Raw genomic sequence first — 22,573 nt, forward strand, 5'->3', positions numbered from 1 at the left:
CAGCCGAAATAGCTGTTTAAAAATATTGAAGGTTTAATACTCACTGGCAGCAATCAATTGACGGGTATATTCTGTTTGCGGATGGCTAAATAACTGTACAGTATCTTGAAATTCCATGACTTTCGCTTGATGCAGCACCAACACTTTTTGACACAGTGCTTTCACCACTTGCAAATCGTGGCTAATAAACAAATAGCTCATCTGTTCTTGCTGCTGCAAACGGCGTAACAGCTGCACGACAGCACGTTGCGTGGTACGGTCTAAGGCAGAAGTCGGCTCATCCATAATTAACAGTTTAGGACGCAGCACCAACGCGCGTGCTAATGCAATCCGTTGACGTTGCCCACCCGACAATTCATGCGGATAGCGTTGTTTAAAACTCACAGGCAATTCCACTTTGCTTAGAGCTTCATCAATGCGCTGGATGATTTCAGGCTTGGACAATTGTTGCAATGCCAAACCCTCACCAATGGTTTGCTCCACATTTAAACGTGGATTTAAGCTGCTAAACGGGTCTTGAAATACAATTTGAAACTGCTGACGTAAGGGACGCAATTGGCGTTCATTCAGTTGATTCAGATCTTGCCCAAGTAGTTCAATTTTTCCCTCACTTTCAATCAATCGTGCAATTGCAAGTGCCAATGAACTTTTACCCGAACCACTTTCACCGACAATACCAATAGATTGACCTTGCGGAAGTTGCAAGCTTAACGGCTCAACCGCAACCACATAATCTTTAACCCGATTCAGCAAGCCTTGTTTAATCGGGAATTTCACAGCAACCTGCTCCAACTCCAAAATGGTCGGCAACTCATCAACCTGCAAAGCTTCACCAAAATCATGATTCAACAAGTTTTGGGTATAGGCTTGCTGCGGTCTATTAAAAATATCTGCCACACTGCCCTGTTCTTCGACCCGCCCCTGATTCATTACAATTACCCGATCTGCATAGTGTTTGACTAAATTCAAATCGTGGCTGATCAAAATCATGGCCATATTACGACGCACTTGCAGGCTTTTTAATAAATCCAAAATCTGCGCCTGCAAAGTCACATCTAAAGCCGTAGTTGGTTCATCAGCAATTAAAATATCGGGATCGAGTGCCAAAGCCATAGCAATCATCACTCGCTGCCGCTGCCCACCCGACAATTCATGCGGATAACGCTTTAATTTCTCCTCTGGCTGCGGAATACCGACATCTTTAAGTAATTCCAATACTCGCGCACGTGCTTTTTCCTTGCTCCAACCACGCAACCATAAACTTTCACCTATAATCTTTTCTACCCGATGCAACGGATTTAAAGCCGTCATCGGTTCCTGAAAAATCATGGCAATGCTTTGACCACGAACTTGTCGCAGTTGTTCTGGCTTGAGATGCAGTAAATCTTGTTCTGCGAATATAGCTTGGCCTTGCACCTGTAAATGTGGCGGCAGCAAGCCCAGTAAAGCCAAACTGCTAATGGATTTTCCAGAGCCACTTTCGCCCACTAAAGCGATGGTTTCACCAGCATGCAATTCAAAATTTAAATCATGCAGTAACACCTGTTGCTGATGCTGAATATTTAGCTGACTAACTTTGAGCAACACTGAATTTGAAAGTTCAGCCGACTGATTAACGTCTTGGGTCAAATGCATCACGTGTTGCCTCCCCAATATAAATTAATAAGGATAGAACGATGGCTAAAGTAAAAAAGCCTGACAATGCCAACCACGGTGCATTTAAATTATTTTTACCTTGTAATAACAGCTCGCCCAAAGATGCCGCATCGGGCGGTAAGCCATAACCTAAAAAATCGAGTGCAGTTAAAGCAGTGATATTGGCTGTGAGCATAAACGGTAACTGCGACAAACTCGAACTCATGGCATTGGGTAAAATATGCCGAAACATAATGGTACGATCGGTAACCCCCAAACTCCGCGCTGCACGCACATAATCAAAATTTCGAGCACGTAAAAATTCTGCACGCACCAAGCCAACCAAACTGGTCCAACCAAACAGCAGCATAATCACAAATAACCAGTACACACTTGGAGTAAACATACTGACTAAGATCATCACCATGAACAGCATTGGCAGACCGCCCCAGACCTCTAAAACACGCTGCCCAATCAGATCAATCCAGCCTCCATAGTAGCCCTGAATCGCCCCAACCATAATGCCCAAAACTGCCGATGCAAAAGTCAGTGCAAACCCAAACAGCAGTGACACCCGCAAACCATATAGAATGCGTGCCAAAACATCACGACCTTGATCATCTGTGCCTAGCCAGTTTTGTGCGGTTAGTGGCGATGGTACAGGCACAGCCAAATCCAAATTCGGCGTTTGGTAAGAAAATTCTATCAGCGGCCAAAGCGCCCAACCTTTATTAGTAATTAACTGTTGCACCACGGGGTCTTTATAATCCGCTTCGGTTTCAAACACACCACCAAAAGTCGTTTCAGGATAGGCCTTAAACACAGGCATATATAAAGACTGCTCGTATTTGACCAATAACGGCTTATCGTTGGCGATTAACTCTGCGGCCAAGGACAATACAAAAATGACAATAAAGACGATAAAACAGCCAAAACCCAGTTTATTTTGCTTAAAACGTTGCAAACGTGCGCGCGTAATTGGTGACATTATTTTGTCCCCCGCGATTCAAAGTTAATTCGAGGGTCAATCACCTGATACAGCACATCACTGATTAATCTTAAAATTAAACCCAAAAGGGTAAAAATAAACAAGGTACCAAAAATAACAGGATAATCACGCTGCACAATTGCTTCAAAGCCAAGCAAACCTAATCCATCCAAATTAAAAATAATTTCGATAAACAGATTGCCCACAAAGAAAATCCCCACCAAAGCTTCAGGTAAGCCTGCAATCACAATTAGCATGGCATTACGAAACACATGCCCATACAACACACGTGACTCGGTTAAGCCTTTGGAGCGAGCTGCCAGTACATATTGTTTATTTAACTCTTCCATAAAAGAGTATTTGGTCAGATACGTCAGCCCTGCAAACCCACCGATCACCATTGCCAGTAAGGGCAAGGTCATGTGCCAGAAATAATCGGTAATTTTTCCCCACAAACTCAGCTGAGTAAAATTTTCAGAAACCAAGCCTTGTAATGGGAACCACTGGAAATACGAACCACCTGCAAAAAATACAATCAGCAAAATCGCAAATGCAAACGCAGGAATGGCATAGCCAATCGCCAACAAAATAGAAGTCGATTTATCAAACAACAAACCATGCTGACGGGCTTTTTTAATACCCAATGGAATAGAAATTAAATAAATCAGCAAGGTGCTCCATAAACCTAAAGATAGCGATACGGGCAATTTTTCCCATAACAATTGGGTCACAGGTTTGTCTTTAAAAAAACTGGTGCCAAAATCAAGCTGCACATAGCTCGTGAGCATTTTCCAAAAACGTTCATGTGCGGGTTTATCAAATCCATATTGTGCTTCGATTTTTGCGACCATTTCATCACTTAAACCTTTAGCACCTTGATAATTGCTATTGGATGTTGCAGCAGTTTCACCGCCTGTCGTCCCCATGCCCTGAAAAGCTTCGGCTTGCTGAATTGCTTGTTCGACTGGCCCGCCTGGTGCAATTTGAATCACCACAAAGTTAATCAATAAAATGAAAAACAGGGTTGGAATAATCAGGAGCAATCTTTTGAGTATGTATGTGCCCATGTGCTTACCTTTTGGCAATGTTCTGGTTTATCGCAAACACTGTCATGCTTGAGTTTTAAAATCGTTATTTTTGACGTAAATAATGCGCAACTTTCTTGGCTTGTGCCGCATCGCTCCACCAATAATCAATTCCTGCCGATAATTTAGGTTTGGTAGCGGGCTGACGATACATATTCCAATAGGCATACCAGTTTTCACCTTTGCCATAGGTTGGAATTTGATAATACCCTGCGCGCAATAAACGATCCAAAACTTTGGTACGCACAATCAATTGTTCACGATTAGGTGCACGAATCAACTGTTGTACCACTTCATCAATCACTGGGTTTTTAATGCCTGCATAATTGTAGTTTCCTGGTTGATCTGCGGCAGCACTACTCCAAAGCTGTGCCTGTTCATTGCCCGGACTTAAAGATTGCGGCATGACACTGGTGGTCATATCAAAATCGGCACGACGCATGCGTTCAATATATTGCGGCACATCGACATGCCGAATATTTACCGTAATGCCCAGACGTTTCATATTGCGCACAAAAGGCATGAGTGTGCGTTGCAAACCATCCTGATGGATTAAAAATTCAATTTGAATGGCTTTGCCTTTGGCATCTATCAATTTACCTTGCTGAAAACGATAACCCGCTTTCAAAAGCAATTCACGGGCTTTAAGCAAGCCGTTACGGTTAAAGCCACTGGCATCAGTCACAGGATACTGCCAATTTTGCAATACGCCTTGGCGTTGAATAGGATGCAGCTTGGCCAAATAGGGTTTTAAAACAGCCAATTCTGCGGCTGAAGGTGTGCCTTTGGCTTCTAATTCACTGTTAGAAAAATAACTTTGCAAACGGCGATATTGCCCATAAAACAAGGCTTTGTTTTGCCATTCAAAATCATAAGCGTAGGTTAAAGCCTGCCTAAAACGAATATCCTGAAACGCATGTCTGCGGGTATTAAAAACAAAACTTTGGGTCGGAATTGGGTTTTGGTGCTGAAATTTATGCTTGACCACCATGCCCGCATTCACAGCAGGAAAACGATATTCAGTGACCCATTTTCGTGCGGTATATTCTTCATGCAACGTGTATTGCCCCGACTTAAACCCTTCGAAGGCAATATCCAGATTGCGATAATAAACATACTTCAGGCGGTCAAAATTATAGCGCCCTTTATTTACGGGTAAATCTTTGCCCCAATAATTTGGATTACGCTTATAAGTAATGCTGCGCCCTGCATCAATCCGCTCAATAAGATACGGCCCTGAACCTAAAATCGGTTCTAGTGTGATGCGGGTAAAGTCACGCTTTTGCCAGTCTTTTTTAGAATAGATTGGCATTTGCGACAAAATCAGCGGCATTTCTGCATTGTTAGTGGATTTAAAACTGACTTTAACCTGATGCTTAGACAAGACCGCGGTTTTATCTAAATCGGATAAATACATTTGCAAACCTGGATTAGACTTGGTCTGAAAAGCATCAAAACTGAATTTCACATCATCTGCTGTAACTGGGCTGCCATCACTAAATTTAGCTTTAGGATTTAAATGAAAAATGACAAATGCAGTTTGCTTGGGGTCATAGCTGACTTTTTCTGCCAATAAGGGATACATCACCCCCGGCTCATCTAAAGAACTGCTCATGAGTGAATCGAATATAAAACTCACCCCATCGGTTGAGCTGCCCTTGCCATTCATGTCATTTAAATTATCAAAAGTGCCATTACTGGCACGAATTAAATCGCCACCTTTGGGCGCTTGCGGGTTGGCATAAGGCATAGCCGAGCGCCCCACATACTGAGGCTGGCTATGTACGGCAATATAGGGCGTGGTTTGTAACGCAGCCCATCCAAACTGCGGCAAGACCACACAACCTAAAATACAGCCCAGATATTGATGTGTCTTTTTTATGGCAAATGACATGCACACAGCTCCTTGTGCAGTATTCCTGAGGATGCCGTCAAAACATGACATCCTCAGGATTAAACTTTACAGATTCGGGACTTTAATCACATCGCCAATACGCAATTGAGTATTTGGCTGCATATCATTTAAATCTGCCAATGCTTTGGTGTCGATGCCATAACGACTGGATAAGCCAATCAGCGTATCCCCACGTTTCACTTTATATTCAGTTACGGTTTTGGGAACTTGAATATTTTGTCCAATGCGTAAACCTGAACGTGGCGTTAAGTTATTTAAACTCGCCAATTCTGCAACCGACACACCCACACGGCTGGCAATCGAATTTAAAGACTCACCACTTTTAACGGTATAAGTTTCGGTGGCTTTACTACTGCTGCTTTTCGCAGCACTTACGACCTCTGTTTTTACTTCATTTTTTGCAGCGCTGGCATCGACTTTTAAGCGTTGTCCAATGCGGACATTGGCAGTACGTGAAAGATCATTCAGCTCTGCCAAATAATTCAATTGCAATTTATATTGGCGCGCAATACTGCTTAAAGTTTCCCCTGCTTTGACCACGTGAATATCATTGGTGGTTTCAGCCACCGCTTCAACTTGGGCTTTTTTCTCAGGAACATCCCCCGTGAGTTTAAGAATTTGTCCTGCTCTTAAACCACTGTTACGGCTTAGATTGTTTAAGTCTGCAATATAGTCTTGGCTGAGATTATATTTTGTCGAAATCGCCGATAAGGTATCGCCACGTTGTACCGTATAACGCTCAGGCACATTGACACCTGCAGGCACTTTGAGGGTTTGACCAATGCGCACACCGCTTTGCGTGCTTATATTATTTAAACTGGCGAGCTCTGCCAAAGAAATTTTGGCTTGGTTGGCAATGCTCGATAAAGTATCACCACGCTGTACTTGGTAGTTTTCAGTCGGATAGTTTGGCTCTGCTGCTTTTGTTTCTGACTTACTGGCTTCAGCTTTGCTCGCTTCCGTTTTTTGTGCAGTCACTTCATTTACAGGCACATTAATGCGTTGCCCAACCAATAAGCTACTGTTCGCGTTTAAACCTGGAGTTAAATCAGCCAATTCCTGATTTGACAAGGCATAACGGTCTGCAATCAGTTTTAAGTATTCGCCACGCTTCACTACGTAAGTTTTGGTTGCGATTTTTGCAGCCTGTTCTGCGGCTTTTTTGTCGGCTTCTGCTTTGGCTTTAGATGCAGCCGTTTCTTTTAAACTTAGACGCTGCCCTACAAATAAGCCACTGGTGGTGCTTAAGTTATTAAAATCTGCCAATTGTTTTACAGTTAAACCAAACTGACTGGCGACACCTGTTAAGGTATCATTGGCTTGCACCACGTATTGCTCAGGCATGGTTTTTGGCTTAGCAGGCTCTGCCTGTACTTGTGGCTTGGCGTCGTATAAATAAATACTGGTGCCCACATACAAAGTTGCATCTGGAGCAATTTGGTTCCACTTGGCAATATCACGCCAGTTCAAGCCATTTTTCATGGCAATACTGGCCAAGGTGTCCCCCGCTAACACGGTGTACGTGGTACGTTTGCCTTTTGGTGGTACGACCACCACTTCAGACTCCGTACGCACATAATTCTTACCTTGGTTACGCTTTGCTTCTTCTGAATCTAGGCGCGTATTTTCTGCCACACTTTTCGGGTAAGCAAAACCTTTGGTTAATTCTTTACCTTGCTGCTCTGCAACAGACAGACTGGTCTGAATAGCGGTCAGCTTAATTTTTCCATCGTATGGATCAACAATTTCAGTGCCTTGAGGCGCAATTTGTTTTAACTCAGCCACAAGTTGTTCTTGTTCTGCTTTAGAAGCCACAGGCTGCAACACTTCTTCTACAGTTTTATTGCTACCTTCTGCCTGCACTGCTGCAAGAATTTGCTCACGCTCAGTATTGGAAATTGGTGGTTCAATCCGCACAGGCTGAATATTGGCAGCAGGTGTAACAGCAACAGGAATACGCGGCGCACTTGGAATATCGCTACCCGCAGCAAATGCTGCCAAAGCGTCCGAACCTTGTGGCGTACGTGACAAACGTGTAGGCGTAGTCGTTGCTGGTTTTGAAACACTGGCTGTAGTCGATGCTGTGCTTGGTGTAGTGGTAGTTGTGACTGCCGTAGAGGCAGCAGGCTTGCCTGTAGTCGTTCTGGTTGTTGTACTGGTCGTTAACGCAGGTGGCTCAGATTTAGATGGTGTAATGGTCACACCAGAAGATGAAAACGATGGTGTGTTGCTGCTATTGCTTGCCCATAAACCGCCACCACCTTGTAGTTTTTTCAATCGTGCATCGACTGTTGGGCTTAAATCTGCAGGAATCAAAATACGCATTGGACTTTGGGTGTCAATCCGATCCCCACGATGTCCAGGGTTAAGCGAATACAGTTCGGCACGGCTGAGACCGGTAATATTGGCCACATCATTTAAATTCACCGCGCCTACATTAATTTCACGGAAGTGTGGACGGTTGGCAATTGGGGGTAAAGACACGCCATAAGCATGCGGGCTTTTAATAATTTGTGCTACCGCCAAGAAACGCGGCACATAGTTCATGGTTTCTTGCGGCAGTTTTAAAGACCAATAATCGGTTGGTAAACCTGCAGCTTTATTGCGGTTAATGGCTTGTTGAATACGACCCGGGCCTGCGTTATAAGCCGCCAATGCCAATTCCCAAGAACCAAACTGATTATACAAACTGCCCAAAAACTCATAGGCAGCACGAGTCGACTCCACGACATCTCGGCGACCATCGTACATCGAAGTTTGTTTTAAGCCGTAAATACGCCCTGTACTTGGAATGAACTGCCATAAACCTGCGGCAGCTGCGCTACTGGTTGCTGCAGGGTCATAGGAACTTTCAATCACAGGTAACAACGCCAATTCAGTTGGCATACCACGACGTTCAGCTTCTTTAACCGTGTGATACAAATAACGTGACGCACGCGCACTTAAACGATCCAAATACGGTTGACGTGAAATAAACCAGCCTCGCTGCGCTTCAATACGTGGGTTCCAATGGTTTAAATCCATTTTGAAACCAACGGTCATACGCTTCCAGACATCACCGTGTTTTAAAATTAATAAACGGTCACCTTCTACCGCGCGCATATCGGTTGCAGAGAGTAAATCTTCCAGACCATCTAAAGTACTGGCATCTAAATAACCCGAACCGACCTGACTTGAAGTGAGTGGCTTGCTCGCACCCTGCGTCGAGCTACAGCCCGTCATCAAGCCAAGGGCAGCCAATGCTGAACCTAAAACTGTAATTTTTAAAAATGAAGGTAAAGTCGGCTGCCACATGCGCGTGGTTGGTTTATACATAAAAAAATCCAAACAACTCGTATATAAATTATTTTTTAGACTTGCCATTGTAGTAGAGCTAGACAACGACACAAGGCATTAATTTAGCGCGTTTCGTCTATAAATGTTACAAGAAATTAAAAAATAGACAGGATTTACACGTCTAAACCGAATTTGCGATATACAATAGCTTTTCATTTTGATTTATTTTGCACAACCTGCGGATCTGATTTATGTCTCAAACAATCACTTTATATGTTGATGGTGCTTGTCGTGGTAATCCTGGCTTGGGTGGCTGGGGTGCGTATATTGTTACCGAACAAGAAGAACATAAATTATATGGTGGCGAAGCTCAAACCACCAATAACCGTATGGAATTGACTGCAGCGATTGAAGGCATTTTATTTTGCCCAATGGATGCCAAGCTGATTATTTGGACTGACTCCAATTACGTCAAACAAGGCATTACCGAGTGGATTCACGGCTGGAAAAAGAAAAACTGGAAAGATGTCAAAAACCCTGACCTTTGGCAAAAATTAGATGCGGTCTGTCAAGGTCGTGAAATTGAATGGCACTGGATTAAAGGTCACGCAGGACATGCAGGTAATGAAATGGCAGATCAACTCGCCAATGTGGGTGCAGATCAAGTCAGCAAAATGTTAAAAACCGCAGACTCAAACCCAACCCTCAATGCAACCTTAATCACATCGGCAGTAGACATAGCAGAACATGATAAAAAAAAAGCGGAATCTGACTGGTTGCTCGATGACCCGTTTGGTTTTGATTTAATGGGCGATGATGCCGAGGTTGAAACAGAAGATATGCAAAATACGCTTCAGGAAGCTCATCAGGCAACCGACACGGAACTCGAAATCAGCGCATCTGTTCATGTCATTGAAGCAGAAACCAACGTGCCTGCAACTGAATCAACCATTACAGATGAAACTGAAACAGAAAAAACCAATCCATCAGCTCGCGTTGACGCAGTGAACACAACTCAATTGCATCCGCATATTGTGGTCACCCCTGCCACAATGGAGCTACACGGCCCGCGCCAACTGATTCTGGATACCGAAACCACAGGTTTTTACTATCAAGATGGTGACCGAATTATTGAAGTCGGTGCGCTGGAAATGATTAACCGTAAACTCACGGGCAGTTCCATCCACATTTATATTCAGCCTGAAAAACTGGTCGGTGAATCAGAAAACATTCACGGTATTTCAGATGAGTTCTTAAAAGACAAACCCAAGTTTGCCGAAATTGCCGATGTGCTGTATCAATATCTTAAAGGTGCAGAAATTATTGCGCACAACGCCACCTTCGATATGAACTTCTTAGATATGGAGTTCAGTCGTGCGGGGTTGGGCAATTTGTCCGAAGTATGCGAAGTGACCGACTCACTGCTCATGGCAAAAAGTAAGCATCCTGGGCAAAAAAACTCACTCGATGCGCTCGTCAGACGCTATGAAATTCCTGCGCGTGACCGTACGTTCCACGGCGCATTACTAGATGCTGAAATTCTAGCCGATGTTTACTTGGCAATGACTGGCGGACAAGTCGCCTTTGATATGGATGCTCTGTCTGCAAGCGAAGAACAGCAACGTCAAAGTGATCGTTTAAGCATTGATATTGATCTTGCTGTGATTCTGCCATCAGAAGAAGAATTGGCTGCACATGAGAATTGGGTCAAACAATTTGAAGAAAAACACGGTAAACCTTGCTTTTTTGCCAAATAAAATCTACGAGTTTTGTAATTTTATGTATTTAAAGATTTGCCAGTTCAGTTATAGTTAAAGCAAATAGGACTTTGTGTATTTTGCAAAGAACCAACAAACAGATAAAACACTAGGAAAGGTGCAGATCCATGTCTTACCAAACCTCTATACATTTTGATCCAACTGCCTTACTGATAATAAAAAATGAGGTTGATAATTCTATCAAACTGGTTGAATCCGCAGTAAGCACCTTAGCAGAAGATCAAACTTTGCCTTTTGGGATTGATGATGCACTGAATCAGTTTGAACAGTGTGCTCAGGTTTTAGCCTTAATTGATATGGAAAGCTTGGCAAAAATTGCGCAATACTCAGCAGAGCTGATGCGTAAAATTATGGGGAATCCAAGCAATATCAACACGCTGGAAGTCATTGCACTTAGCGAAGGCACCACCATGCTCAAGCGTTATATTGAGTTTATTTGCCTACGTGAAGTTAAAATTCCACAATTCCTACTCGACACTTTAAACCGTTTAGAATTGGCATTGGGTAAACCATTGACTCAGGAAGGTCAGCATATTGAAACTTTATTGGACTGCATCACTCCAAGTTTCCAATTGCCGCAAGTGCCTTCTTTAGAAAAGTCGGCTTATGTGCATCGCTTATATAAACTGTCATTACATAAGCTGCTCAAGCAAGAAGAATCTGCCATGGATCTTCAAGCGATTAAACTGGTAGGAACGTATTTGGCAGGTTTGGCAGAACAACATCCGAGTCAGCAATATTGGGGCTTAGTACACGTTGCCTTTAACCATATTGATAACTTGTTGTTGAATGAGCCACGTTTGCGTACTTTTATTAGTATTGAGCACAATATGCGTCAATACTTTGCTACGCCAGAAAGCTTTACCGCCAGCTTGTCTGATCTTGCGAATGTGTTGAGCCTGTGTATTAGTCAAGAAGATGAAATTTCTCAACATATTCGCAGTCAAATGAATATTGGTGAAGACTTACTCACCGACATGCAGCTCCAAGTATTCAGCCGTCATTTATATGGTCCAGATTTTGACACCATGCATACAATTAGCGATTTGGTCACCACAGAAATGACACAAATTCGCAATGATATTGAATACAACTATCAAAACATGAGTCCTGAAAAAACGCTGGAATTACAAGGCAAATTAACAGAGTTAGCAAACTTGTTTAAAGTCTTGAACTTAAATGAAGCGCATTTGGACTTACAACGCCAAGCTGAATCATTAAGCCGTCCTGAATTACTCAAAGATGAAAACTTTGCCCAGCAATTAATGAACGTGATTTTATCGGCCATGAACTCAATCGGTGTGCTTGAACGTCACCACACCTCTAGCCGTTTGCAGTTACGTGTGAATAACATGAACATTTCGCTAGATCGTTTAGATGAAGCACACGAAGCCTTGCTGACTGAAACCAAGTTACTGATTGACTTAATCACGCAAACACTGACACAGCACCTACAAACTCAAAGTGTTGCAGATTTAGAGCATACTTCAGCGCAAATTCGTGAAGTTGCAGGGGCAATGTTGTTCTTGAATGCTGAAAGTGGTCAAAAAGCACTGAAAGTATCTGCAGATTTTGTGCATGCACAAGTCGAAGCAGGACAAAACTTAACTGCTGAACAAGTCAACAATATCTTAGATACGCTTGCCAGTGCAGACATGCTGATTGACAATTTAAAGAACAAACAACCTGTTCTACAAAGCATGTTTAAGGTAGCATTGGACAGTAGTGAAAAATTGAAAACTGTAGCCTAATGACTGAACTCTCACTTGCATATATTTTTCAGCAACAACAACTTTTGGTCGATGAAAACTTCCAATTACCACGTGTGGAAAAGTTGGCAAGTGATTTAAGTTTTAGCTCGGGTGATCAAGTGATTGCCCGAGATCTGCTTGAAGATGAATCCATTCCTGAAGGCTTTCAACTGGTGCCTATCCGACAACTTTTACAAGTCTGGAACACCCAACAGTTTGAACAAGCCAGCCGTGCTATTCAGTTACTCGAATGGCGTCGCAACCACAAATTCTGCAGCCATTGCGGTCATAAAACCGAAGTCCATGCGACTCAATATGCCATGGTCTGCCCAGCTTGTGGCTATCACCAATATCCGCGCGTAAATCCATGTGTCATTACCGTGATTACTCGTGGTGAAGATGAAGTCTTATTGGCGCGTAATGCACGCAATAAACTGCCCATTTACGGTTTAATCGCAGGCTTTGTTGAAGTGGGTGAAACACTCGAAGAAGCAGTACGTCGTGAAACTTTTGAAGAAGTTGGCGTACAACTTAAAAATATTCAGTATCTTGCCAGCCAGCCGTGGCCTTTTCCAAGTAACTTAATGATCGCCTTTAAAGCTGAATATGCAGGCGGTGAAATTCAGTTACAGGAAGAAGAAATTCGTGATGCACAGTTCTTTAAGTTTGATCAACTGCCTGATATTCCATTTAAAGGCAGTATCGCCCATGCCATGATTATGCATGTGACCCAAGGCACGCCTGTGGCAGATGACACCAAAGCTTGGCTATAAGTCTAATTCGCAATCTTGCATTTAAAAAACCGTTGCACCCCATAAGCTGCAACGGTTTTTTTAATTACCATTTTCCACAGAAGATCAATCAACATCACGCATCTTTAAGTGCCTGATCTAAAGCACGCATAATTTGGCGTTTGGTCGCAAAGAAACGACTAAACAAACTCGACACCGATGCCATAACACTGACATGCCCTGTTTTTGGAATGACAATAATTTCACTATGATTGCCATATTTCTTTAATACGTGGTCGAAGTCTGTGGCATTACTTGCCCCCACAATTTGATCTTTTTCTGCCACCAATAAATAGTGTTTGACTGAATTCGGCTCCACAAAATAATACGGCATCACATCCTGATACGGCACCTCTTGATCAAAGGCATCGGCACATAGCGGATCATCCTTATAATCAAAATGATAAGGCCCTGCCAAACCAATAATCGCACGAATGTGATCTTTACAGCTTAAAGCATAGGGCTGGGGATGGTACAACAAGGACATCACATTAAATGCCCCAGCCGAATGTCCCATCAATACCACCTGTGCCGTAGAAATACCCAGTTTGTGTTGCTGCTGAGTCAAGTAATTCAGTGCAAGAGTTAAATCATCAATATAGGTGGGAAAAATATGCTGTGGCGCGAGTTGATAGTTCATCACCGCAACATCAAAGCCTTCTTTTGCAAAAGCTTCGCCCACAAAACGATAATCCTGCTTATCGCCACGTGACCATGCCCCACCATGCACAAACACCATGAGTGGACGCTGCGGGCGTGGTGTTATGGTGCGGTACAAATCCAAACGATGCCGTGCGCGTAAACCATAAGCAATATTGCTTTGAACGGTATAACCCTGACGTGGCGTTAAACGGTTCAGCGCATAGCTGCCCAAATCATACAGGCGAAATTCTTCATAAATACGTTTCGCCTGTTCTAAAGTTTTATTCAGTTGTTTAAACCAGTGTTCCACATTATTGAACATGTGTCGGTTCAACCTGATCTGGGTCAATCGCGACTGGCGTTTGTGTTTCTGGAGCAACCATTGGGCTGACAAAGTTCGCATTGTTGCTCGGTTGTAGCTCAATATTATCAATCAGGGTAATAATTTTAGTGACATTGCCCACTTGTTGTAGCACTTGGTTTAAATCCTGCAATTCTGCATTGTTTAAACGTCCCATCACATACAACACACCATCTTCGGTATGAATACGCACTTTGCTGTCTGACACCACAGGTGCTTTCATAATCAAACCACGGGTATTTGCAGTAACCGTGGTGTCCTGCATAATGGTGCTATAGCTGATTTGATTACCCACTGTAATATAATTGTGGATGGTTTTTACATCACTCATGGCACGCACATTGTCTTCTGCCAACTGTTTTAAATGCGCGTCAGGCACTTGCCCTGTCAACAACACATTGCCATGAAAACTTTCTATATTGACACGTGATTGTTTAAAACGTGAATCCAGTTTATATAAATTAATTTTTGCAGTACGTTCAATAGAGTTATCTATAAACACTTGCCCAAGTGAGCGTGCACCACTTTCTGTACCCACTGGCGCAGTGCCTGTGCCACTTGAAATAAAACTTGCACAACCCGATAAACTTGCTACACACAGCAAGGTCACTGCAATACGCTTGAACACTCAGCAAGACTCCTATTATTTTCTTTCAATTCTGGCTTGTGCTGTGCATTTCATCCTTAGATTTGCACGATCAACAATACACCGACTGATGCTTTTGCTTTAAATTTCACTCAAAGATTAATCAAGTCTGCATCAAAAGTAAAAGCATTTTCAATCCATTGCAAATCATACGGGAATTTGGAAAAGTCTTGCTGTACTGTTTTTGCAAATTGCTGAGAAAAATCAAAGCAAATCACATCAAAACGACAATAATATTCTGAATAGTGTGGATATTCTGTTAAAAACTGCATGGCGGTTTTCATAATTTTACGCTGCTTAGATGCAGACACCACTTCGTAGGCTTTGCCATAGCCAGTTTGCGAACGCGCTTTAACTTCTACAAAAATCAGTTGTTCTGCTTGAATAAAAATACCATCTATTTCACCAAAAACACTGTGATAATTCTGCTCCAGCATACGCCAACCGTGTTGATGTAAATATTGCCAAGCCGTCTGCTCTGCCCATGTGCCAATGCTTTGCTGCAGTGTTTTTTGATTCATGCTATATCCGATTTTTTTTATTTTGTTATGGTGCGCAATCGTAGTATTCGCTGAAGTGCGATGACGCGAGTTTCACACGCCAGACTGCAATTCAGGTAGAATAAGCGCTTGGTCTGTAACTTGTATCAGACGCAAGCCAATACTGCTGTTGTTTCGTGTTCCATCATTTTTATTTTAGTTTGCTATTTCCCACGGAGAAAACTCAATGAGTGCCCAGTTATTTGTTGTTGCTACCCCAATTGGTCACTTAGATGATATGAGCTACCGTTCAATTGATGTGCTCAAATCGGTCAGCCTAATTGCCGCTGAAGATACCCGCACCTCTGCACAATTAATGAAACATTTTAATATTTCAACTCCGCTTACAGCCTGCCATGAACACAACGAAAGCAACAAGATTGATATTTTAGTCCAAAAATTACTCAATGGCGAAGATATTGCGCTCATTAGCGATGCAGGTACACCACTGATTAGCGACCCAGGTTTTAAACTGGTTCGTGCAGCACAAGCCAATGGTATTCGTGTGATTCCTGTGCCGGGTGCATGTGCAGCCATTGCAGCGCTCAGTGCGGTTGGCTTACCAAGTGATCGCTTTAGTTTTCAGGGATTTCTCGCTTCTAAACAGTCACAGCGATTACAACAACTTGAAAAGCTAAAAGATGAAACCCAAACCCTGATTTTTTATGAAGCACCACATCGAATTTTAGATTCAGTCAAAGATATGGCTGCCGTGTTTGGTGCAGATCGCCCTGTTGGCTTTGCCCGTGAAATCACCAAAACCTTTGAAACAATTAAAAAAATGACTTTAGGTGAATTGGCTGAATTTATCGCAGCAGATCATCATCAACAAAAAGGTGAAATTGTATTGGTGGTGGGGGGAGCGAGCGAAGAAAAAGACATGGAACAAGAAAAATTAGATCAATTATTGCAGCGTTTGTTGCAAGATTTATCGGTAAAAGCAGCATCACAATTGGCGGCTGATCTAACAGGGATTAAAAAGAAAATTGCCTATCAACGTGCGTTGGAATTAAGCCAAGCAGCTGAATAAGCCGATTGAGCAATAACAGTGATGACGATCATCGCGCATAAAAAAAAGCATCACCCTTTATACAAGGTGATGCTTTTTTATGTTGAAGGTATAAGCATTAGAGCAGCCTGCATAGTAAGCATCCCGCCCTAACTCACTCAACAGTTCAACGAATAAATTCAATCAACAAGTTCAGCAAGCACGTTCAACAGATTAGTCGCGCGCAGACTCATCTGGTGGCACTTCGGTAATTTTTCCGCCACGCGCCAAGAATGCAGCCACTTCATCTTCCAATGCCAGACGCTGTTTTAGTTTGGCAGTTACAGTGAGAGTTTCTGCTTCTGCAAGATCACCATCTACAGCACCTTCTTCTGATTCTGCTGCACCTTTTTCAGCCGCTTTCGCTTCATCTTCGTCTACAGTTGAATCTTCTACATCATCGTAATCGTTCATGTCCGTCATCTTAATCTCCCCACAAATGACTTCAATTTAGTCCAAGTGAAAACTGGTTATGAATTACGATGAAATTTAGCAATCTCTTGGCCTTTCGCATAGAGTCTAGATTAAAAAAAACGTATCTTTTTTAACCAAATTCGTAATCAGGTATGTATGACCGTACAAAAAACGACTGTTTTGCTTTAAACCGCGTAGCGTGTGTCTTTAAGCAGGCTTAATCCACTGGCTTGTGACATAAAGGCATCTTTTAACGCAGGCAGCTGCTCCACCTGTTTTAAACCAAAGTTACGTGCCCACATCACAGGGAATAAAGTGGTGGTTTCCATCCAGCCAATCGCAGACATACTATGCATCATGGCATCATTTTGTCCTTTACGACGATGCTCGTAACGCTTTAAAGTTTGCTCATGCGCCCAAACACCACGTTTGAAATCATGCAACAACACATCGCACAGTACGGCTGCATCCAGACAACCAATATTCACGCCCTGCCCTGCAAGCGGATGAATTACATGCGCGGCATCACCAATAAGTGCCAAACCATCTTGCACATAACGCTGCGCTGCACGTGCTTTCAGTGGGAAAATAGCACGTGGGGTTGCCTCTAAGACTTCCCCAAGCATGTGATGACTTTCACGAGTCAAAAGTTGGGTAAAGTCGTCATCATTCAGTTTGGCATATTCTTCGGCATAGTCATCAGGCAAAGTCCAAACAATCGACTGCCAATGCCCTTCCTGCTCGGCGTGTAAACTTGCCATCGGTAAATAGGCCAAAGGACCAGTTTCTAAGAAAATTTGACGTGCAACATGCTGATGCGGCTGCGCAGTACGAATTGCACAGGTTAGACCTGCCTGACGATAATCCAACACATCAAAATCAATAAAGGCTTGTTCGCGCACAAAGGAGTTAGCACCATCTGCGCCAATGACTAGCTTAGTCTGTAATTGTGTACCATCGGCCAAATAAATGTGCCAAACGCCAACACCACGCTCTAAACGGGTCACTTTGACTTGCGTTCGATAATCTTGCACTTGTTGCAACATTTGCTGCTGAATCGCTAGATTTAAAATGCTTGGCTCGACCATTGAACCCAGAGCCTGCTCAATAGCGGGTGTACGTTCGTTACTTGACCCAAAGTTAATTTCGCCATAGCCATTTTTATTCCAAACCTGCATGCCGCTATACGGCATATGTCGCGCCAGTTTAGACCAGACATTGACTGTTTTTAACAGGTGGATGGTGGCCTGACTTAAAGCCAATACACGCGGATTGGCAACTGCAAGGGTTTTCTCTGCATCTAAAATAGGTGCGGCATCTAAAACTGTAGCCTGCACACCCCCTTGTGCCAATAAAAGTGCAGTTAAGCCTCCCACCAAGCCGCCACCAATAATGACGACATCTAACACTTGCGTTTGTTGATTTGCTGTGATCATGCTTTTAACCCCATGGCATAATTGGCGACCAAAGGTTTAATGCCTGGAATGGTATCAAACGCGACTAAGCCTGTATTACGCATAAATTTCAGGATTGGGTTTTGATTGCTAAATCCACGTACCACGCTGTCACAGAATTTAATGACTCGCTGTTGATCTTTCAAACGCGATTGTTCATAGTCACGCAGCATTGCAGCATCGCCTAAATCTGCTGACTGTGCCGCCTGTTCGGTGAGATAACGCAATAATACGTAAGCATCTCGCATACACAAGTTAAAGCCCTGCCCTGCGACTGGGTGAATGGTATGCGCTGCATTACCCATCAGTACAACGCGACCAACCGCCTGTTTTTCTGCCAGAACTTGTGACAATGGAAAACTAAAACGACGTCCTGTTTTTTCAAACTTCCCTGCACGATCACCATAGGCTTGTTGCAAGGCATTTAAAAAGTGTTGATCATTTTCATCGCCCATCCATTCATGTTCTGTCCCTTTTGGCACAGGCCACACCACGGAACGGCGATATTCACCTGGCAGGGGCAGCAACGCCAAAGGCCCTAAGTGACTAAAACGCTCAAAACCCACATGCGCATGCGGCTTGGAGGTTTGCACTGTGGTCACAATCGCTACTTGGTCATAATCATGTTCCGATGCACCAATGCCCAAGGCTTTACGGCAGAAAGAATCACGACCATCGGCAGCAATCAGTAGTTTGGCAGCAAGCTGTAATTGTTCCTGACCACGTACGGCTTCAATATAGGCAAAATCTGTATCTTGTTTAAGACTGGTGACCTGCACACCATCAATCAATTCAATCAAAGGTTGTTTACGCACTTCGGTCAGTAACACCCGACCTAACCATGCATTTTCAATCACCTGACCAAAGCTTTCGACTTTTTCTTGTTCGGCCAATAAACGTGCCTTGCCAAAACTACCTTGTTCGGTAATTTGAACTTCTAAAATAGGCGTAGCATGTTCTTGCAAGGCATCCCATAAACCTAGCTCTTGGTAAATTTGTACGCTGCGACGCGACAAGGCACTGTTACGTGCATCAAAACTGGAATGATACGGCGCAAGGTTAGCATCATCATAATTGGGGTATTGAATCGCTTCTAGCAACTTTACTGCAATGTTTGACTTAGCCAACATCAAGGCTAAGCTTAGCCCGACCATACCACCGCCTACAATGATCACTTCTTGTTGCATGCCTTGATCCTTTTTATGAGGTATTCGACTTCAAAAGATTCAATCGAAATACGTATAATCTGTAATGGATTTTATCTTACCGCAAAGTCATTTATTTTTATAATGAATTAGTGTTGAAGCTATGGAAGATGATTAGACTTCTTGCAAATGTCCAATTCAAACTATAATTATTAGTCCCTCATCTTCTTGCTCCGAGCCATGTATGACACAAGAGAAGATAAATTCAATACTTAGTATTATTGATGGCTGATGATTGATTTTAGAATAAGCTCAACGATAAAAATGATCTCACATAATGGTTATTATACAAACTATCTTTGTAATGCATATTGCATTACAATATTTCCATACATTCAATAACTGAGAGAAGTGATGGCTACTGTTAATTTCAGGGTCGATGAAGCCCTTAAAGAAAAATCTTATTCAATCCTTAAAGAACAAGGTATCTCACCTACCGATTTCTTTACCAATATTCTTGAATATGTGGCAACGACTGGAAAGCTTCCAGTACACAAAGCGTTGCTTTCAGAAGAAGATGCTGAACTATTGGCACTTGTCCGTAAACGCATGAATGATCCTAAAGAGATGTTCGAGGAAGTCACATTAGATGACTTATAATCTTTTACGTCACAAGGACTTCACTGCAGAATGGGAAAAGCTTCCGAGTGCTATCCGCGACCAATTCAAGAAAAAATTAGCCAAAGTCATTGAGCAGCCACATATTCCAAAGAACATGCTTAAAGGTGATCTTGCTGGCTGCTATAAAATCAAATTATTAAAAGCGGGTGTCCGACTTATTTATCAGGTCAAAGATGATCAGGTCGTTATTTTGCTCATTACCGTTGGAAAGCGTGCTGATAACATTGTTTATGATGAAGCAAAAAAGCGGATCAAAGACTAAAAATTATTTACATACTCAAAATTTACACGCGCTTTCTAATAAAAAAGCTGATCACTTGACCAGCTTTGATTAGACCCAATTAAGCAGATTTAGCTTTTGCCATCAATGCTTCAATCTCTTCTACGGTTTTCACCACTTTTGAAGTCAGATTCAATGGCCCGTTCGCAGTCGCAACAATATCATCTTCAATACGGATACCTATACCACGCCATTTAGCATCTACCGTTTCATCATCGGGTGCAATGTATAGACCCGGTTCAACGGTCACCACCATACCTTCTTCATAAACACGCCAGTCTTCACCGTGTTTATAGCTGCCGACATCATGCACATCCATGCCCAACCAATGCCCTGTACCGTGCATATAAAACTGGCGATAACTTTCCGAAGCAATAATTTCTTCTAAATTGCCCTGCATAATGCCTAGATCAAGCAAACCTTGCACCAAAATACGCACCGCAACATGGTGTGGTTCTTTATAGGAGTTACCAATTTGTACAGCTTCAATTGCTGCAATTTGCGCATCCAATACAATGTTATACAGTGCTTTTTGTTCTGGACTGAATTGACCATTCACGGGAAAAGTACGGGTAATATCTGAGGCATAGCACTGATATTCACAGGCTGCATCAATCAGGACTAAATCGCCATCTTTAAGCACTTTGTCATTTTCGACATAATGCAAAATGCAGGCATTTTCACCACCACCGACAATACTGTTATAGGCAGGTACGCAGCCATTTTTACCAAAAATATAATTCAGTTCAGCTTCTAGCTCATATTCCATCATGCCTGCTTTTACTGTTTGCATGGCACGAGTATGTGCTTCTGCACTAATATTTGAAGCAATTTGCATCAGTTCCAATTCAGACTCAGTTTTATGCAAACGCATTTCATCCAGCAAACGATCTAACTGAACAATTTTGGCAGGTGCAGTATTGCCTTGACGATGTTGTGCATCAGCTTGTTGGTTCCATGCCGCAACACGTACATCAAATTCAGTCTGATGCCCCAAGCGATAGTACAACGTGTCTTTATTGACAATTTTGGCGATGATTTCTGCATCTAATTGCGCAATTGCAAAAGACTCATCTGCCTCAAACAGCTCAATTGCACCTTCTAAACCTGCGCGATAACCATTCCAGATTTCCATTTCACGGTTACGTTCACGGCAGAACAACGTGTAGGTATAACCTTCATCAATTGATTCATAGGTTTCAATCACCGCAACTGCTTCAGGTTCAGCAAAACCTGTTAAATAGAAAAAACTGCTGTCGGCACGATATTTATAATCTGCATCACGATTACGCATTGCCACAGGACTGGTTGCAATAATTGCGACACTATTGGGCCCCATCAGTTCTGCAAGTTGATCACGACGTTCTTTAAATTCGACTTGAGTCAGTTTTTTCATAAATACGGTCTACATATATAAAATGATGAAAATATGATTGTTGTAATGACTTAAAGCACCTTACACCGACTTAACTTAGGCACACAACGCCCGATTAACTCGGACGGTGTGGCGTAAACATTTCAACAACAGCACTTGCGTTTTGTGTTGTTTGTACGGTTTGTTGACGCGACTTAGCATGTAAGTTTTGCAATAAAGAGCTTTCTTCTACAGGCACTTTTTTACGTCCTACAGATAAACTCACAGGAATCAAACGTACAAATTCATATAATTCCTGATAGCTTTCTTCGCCTTCTTCATCATTGTCTGAATCTTCAAATTCAACCGCAGCGACATCTTGTAAATGCTCAATCAGTTCGATTTCATCTGAACGAATATGCCCAGAAGCTAAACCAAACCCAAGCACGACGCCTGCACACCAATCCGCCAAAGCTTGCACACGTTCTTGTAAAAGATGTTCATCATCTGGCAACAACGGCAAATAATCCAACTCATCTTCAGACAAGGCATGTGCGACATCTTCTGATTCATCGGTTAAAAGTGAGAGTGCGGCTGGCTCTAATTCTGGCACATTTAAAGTTTCTAAAATCTGCTGCCATTCGGTTTCGGTTGGTGCATTTGTCACACAAACTATACCTGTCAGCAAGCCATGTAACTCACTTGGGCTTGAAATTTCTTCAATGTTAGAAAAATTGCGGAACCATTCCGACCAACCTGAAATATCGTCTTGCATTCGTTTATCCAATCT

The 22,573-nt window shown here is 42.7% G+C and carries 19 protein-coding genes; 6 read left to right on the forward strand and 13 right to left on the reverse strand.

The window, feature by feature from the left end:
* Positions 1–33: 33 nt before the first annotated feature.
* The 5 genes from J4G44_RS10915 to J4G44_RS10935 form a co-directional block, all read right to left on the reverse strand.
* A complete protein-coding gene (locus J4G44_RS10915; RefSeq protein WP_207973963.1) occupies positions 34–1,635 on the reverse strand; it encodes an ABC transporter ATP-binding protein in 1,602 nt (533 codons plus the stop codon).
* Positions 1,613–2,623, reverse strand: a complete 1,011-nt coding sequence (locus J4G44_RS10920) for an ABC transporter permease (RefSeq protein WP_207973649.1) — start codon at positions 2,621–2,623, stop codon at positions 1,613–1,615. Before J4G44_RS10920 ends, J4G44_RS10915 begins: the two co-directional genes overlap by 23 nt.
* A complete protein-coding gene (locus J4G44_RS10925) occupies positions 2,623–3,690 on the reverse strand; it encodes a microcin C ABC transporter permease YejB (RefSeq protein WP_207973650.1) in 1,068 nt (355 codons plus the stop codon). The genes J4G44_RS10920 and J4G44_RS10925 overlap by 1 nt, the downstream gene beginning before the upstream one ends.
* Positions 3,691–3,754: 64 nt before the next feature.
* Positions 3,755–5,602, reverse strand: a complete 1,848-nt coding sequence (locus J4G44_RS10930; protein ID WP_207973651.1) for an extracellular solute-binding protein — start codon at positions 5,600–5,602, stop codon at positions 3,755–3,757.
* A gap of 66 nt (positions 5,603–5,668) precedes the next feature.
* Positions 5,669–8,938, reverse strand: a complete 3,270-nt coding sequence (locus tag J4G44_RS10935) for a lytic transglycosylase (RefSeq protein WP_004972658.1) — start codon at positions 8,936–8,938, stop codon at positions 5,669–5,671.
* A gap of 212 nt (positions 8,939–9,150) precedes the next feature.
* On the opposite strand from J4G44_RS10935, the gene dnaQ reads away from it, so the two are divergent.
* From dnaQ to nudC, 3 genes are all read left to right on the forward strand, one after another.
* The gene (gene dnaQ, locus J4G44_RS10940) at positions 9,151–10,656 is read left to right on the forward strand and encodes a DNA polymerase III subunit epsilon (RefSeq protein WP_004972656.1); all 1,506 of its coding nucleotides are present in this window, start codon (positions 9,151–9,153) and stop codon (positions 10,654–10,656) included.
* A gap of 128 nt (positions 10,657–10,784) precedes the next feature.
* Complete coding sequence (locus J4G44_RS10945) at positions 10,785–12,428, forward strand: chemotaxis protein (protein WP_096902171.1); 1,644 nt, start codon at positions 10,785–10,787, stop codon at positions 12,426–12,428.
* Complete coding sequence (gene nudC, locus J4G44_RS10950; RefSeq protein ID WP_096902169.1) at positions 12,428–13,201, forward strand: NAD(+) diphosphatase; 774 nt, start codon at positions 12,428–12,430, stop codon at positions 13,199–13,201. Before J4G44_RS10945 ends, nudC begins: the two co-directional genes overlap by 1 nt.
* Positions 13,202–13,295: 94 nt before the next feature.
* Here the strand turns inward: nudC and J4G44_RS10955 are convergent, their stop codons facing one another.
* From J4G44_RS10955 to J4G44_RS10965, 3 genes are all read right to left on the reverse strand, one after another.
* The gene (locus J4G44_RS10955; protein WP_096902167.1) at positions 13,296–14,183 is read right to left on the reverse strand and encodes an alpha/beta hydrolase; all 888 of its coding nucleotides are present in this window, start codon (positions 14,181–14,183) and stop codon (positions 13,296–13,298) included.
* Positions 14,173–14,850 (reverse strand): BON domain-containing protein, encoded by a 678-nt coding sequence (locus J4G44_RS10960; protein ID WP_004972649.1) that lies wholly within the window; start codon positions 14,848–14,850, stop codon positions 14,173–14,175. Before J4G44_RS10960 ends, J4G44_RS10955 begins: the two co-directional genes overlap by 11 nt.
* Before the next feature lie 110 nt (positions 14,851–14,960).
* Positions 14,961–15,389: a YraN family protein gene (locus J4G44_RS10965; RefSeq protein WP_004972647.1), complete on the reverse strand. Its 429-nt coding sequence runs from the start codon at positions 15,387–15,389 to the stop codon at positions 14,961–14,963.
* A gap of 205 nt (positions 15,390–15,594) precedes the next feature.
* On the opposite strand from J4G44_RS10965, the gene rsmI reads away from it, so the two are divergent.
* Positions 15,595–16,437 (forward strand): 16S rRNA (cytidine(1402)-2'-O)-methyltransferase, encoded by an 843-nt coding sequence (gene rsmI, locus J4G44_RS10970; RefSeq protein WP_179991266.1) that lies wholly within the window; start codon positions 15,595–15,597, stop codon positions 16,435–16,437.
* Between the two features lie 192 nt (positions 16,438–16,629).
* Here rsmI and J4G44_RS10975 read toward each other — a convergent pair whose 3' ends face one another.
* The 3 genes from J4G44_RS10975 to ubiH all read right to left on the reverse strand — a co-directional run bounded on the left by J4G44_RS10975 (position 16,630) and on the right by ubiH (position 19,510).
* The gene (locus tag J4G44_RS10975) at positions 16,630–16,878 is read right to left on the reverse strand and encodes a hypothetical protein (protein WP_207973652.1); all 249 of its coding nucleotides are present in this window, start codon (positions 16,876–16,878) and stop codon (positions 16,630–16,632) included.
* Between the two features lie 176 nt (positions 16,879–17,054).
* Positions 17,055–18,305, reverse strand: coding sequence for an FAD-dependent monooxygenase (locus J4G44_RS10980; protein WP_207973653.1), 1,251 nt, complete (start codon positions 18,303–18,305; stop codon positions 17,055–17,057).
* Positions 18,302–19,510: a 2-octaprenyl-6-methoxyphenyl hydroxylase gene (ubiH, locus tag J4G44_RS10985; protein ID WP_179990342.1), complete on the reverse strand. Its 1,209-nt coding sequence runs from the start codon at positions 19,508–19,510 to the stop codon at positions 18,302–18,304. The genes J4G44_RS10980 and ubiH overlap by 4 nt, the downstream gene beginning before the upstream one ends.
* Positions 19,511–19,882: 372 nt before the next feature.
* On the opposite strand from ubiH, the gene J4G44_RS10990 reads away from it, so the two are divergent.
* Positions 19,883–20,128 carry a type II toxin-antitoxin system RelB/DinJ family antitoxin gene (locus J4G44_RS10990; RefSeq protein ID WP_104852301.1) on the forward strand — a complete coding sequence of 82 codons (246 nt, stop codon included), beginning with the start codon at positions 19,883–19,885 and terminating at the stop codon, positions 20,126–20,128.
* Complete coding sequence (locus tag J4G44_RS10995) at positions 20,118–20,411, forward strand: type II toxin-antitoxin system RelE family toxin (protein WP_004970510.1); 294 nt, start codon at positions 20,118–20,120, stop codon at positions 20,409–20,411. The genes J4G44_RS10990 and J4G44_RS10995 overlap by 11 nt, the downstream gene beginning before the upstream one ends.
* Before the next feature lie 79 nt (positions 20,412–20,490).
* Here J4G44_RS10995 and pepP read toward each other — a convergent pair whose 3' ends face one another.
* Together pepP and J4G44_RS11005 are read right to left on the reverse strand one after the other, a co-directional pair.
* On the reverse strand, positions 20,491–21,825 hold the full coding sequence (pepP, locus tag J4G44_RS11000) for a Xaa-Pro aminopeptidase (RefSeq protein ID WP_154320488.1): 1,335 nt from the start codon (positions 21,823–21,825) through the stop codon (positions 20,491–20,493).
* 94 nt (positions 21,826–21,919) lie between these two features.
* Positions 21,920–22,558 (reverse strand): UPF0149 family protein, encoded by a 639-nt coding sequence (locus J4G44_RS11005; RefSeq protein ID WP_179996074.1) that lies wholly within the window; start codon positions 22,556–22,558, stop codon positions 21,920–21,922.
* Positions 22,559–22,573: the final 15 nt, after the last annotated feature.

It is taken from the genome of Acinetobacter towneri (assembly GCF_017498585.1).
In the GTDB taxonomy this organism is placed as follows: domain Bacteria; phylum Pseudomonadota; class Gammaproteobacteria; order Pseudomonadales; family Moraxellaceae; genus Acinetobacter; species Acinetobacter towneri.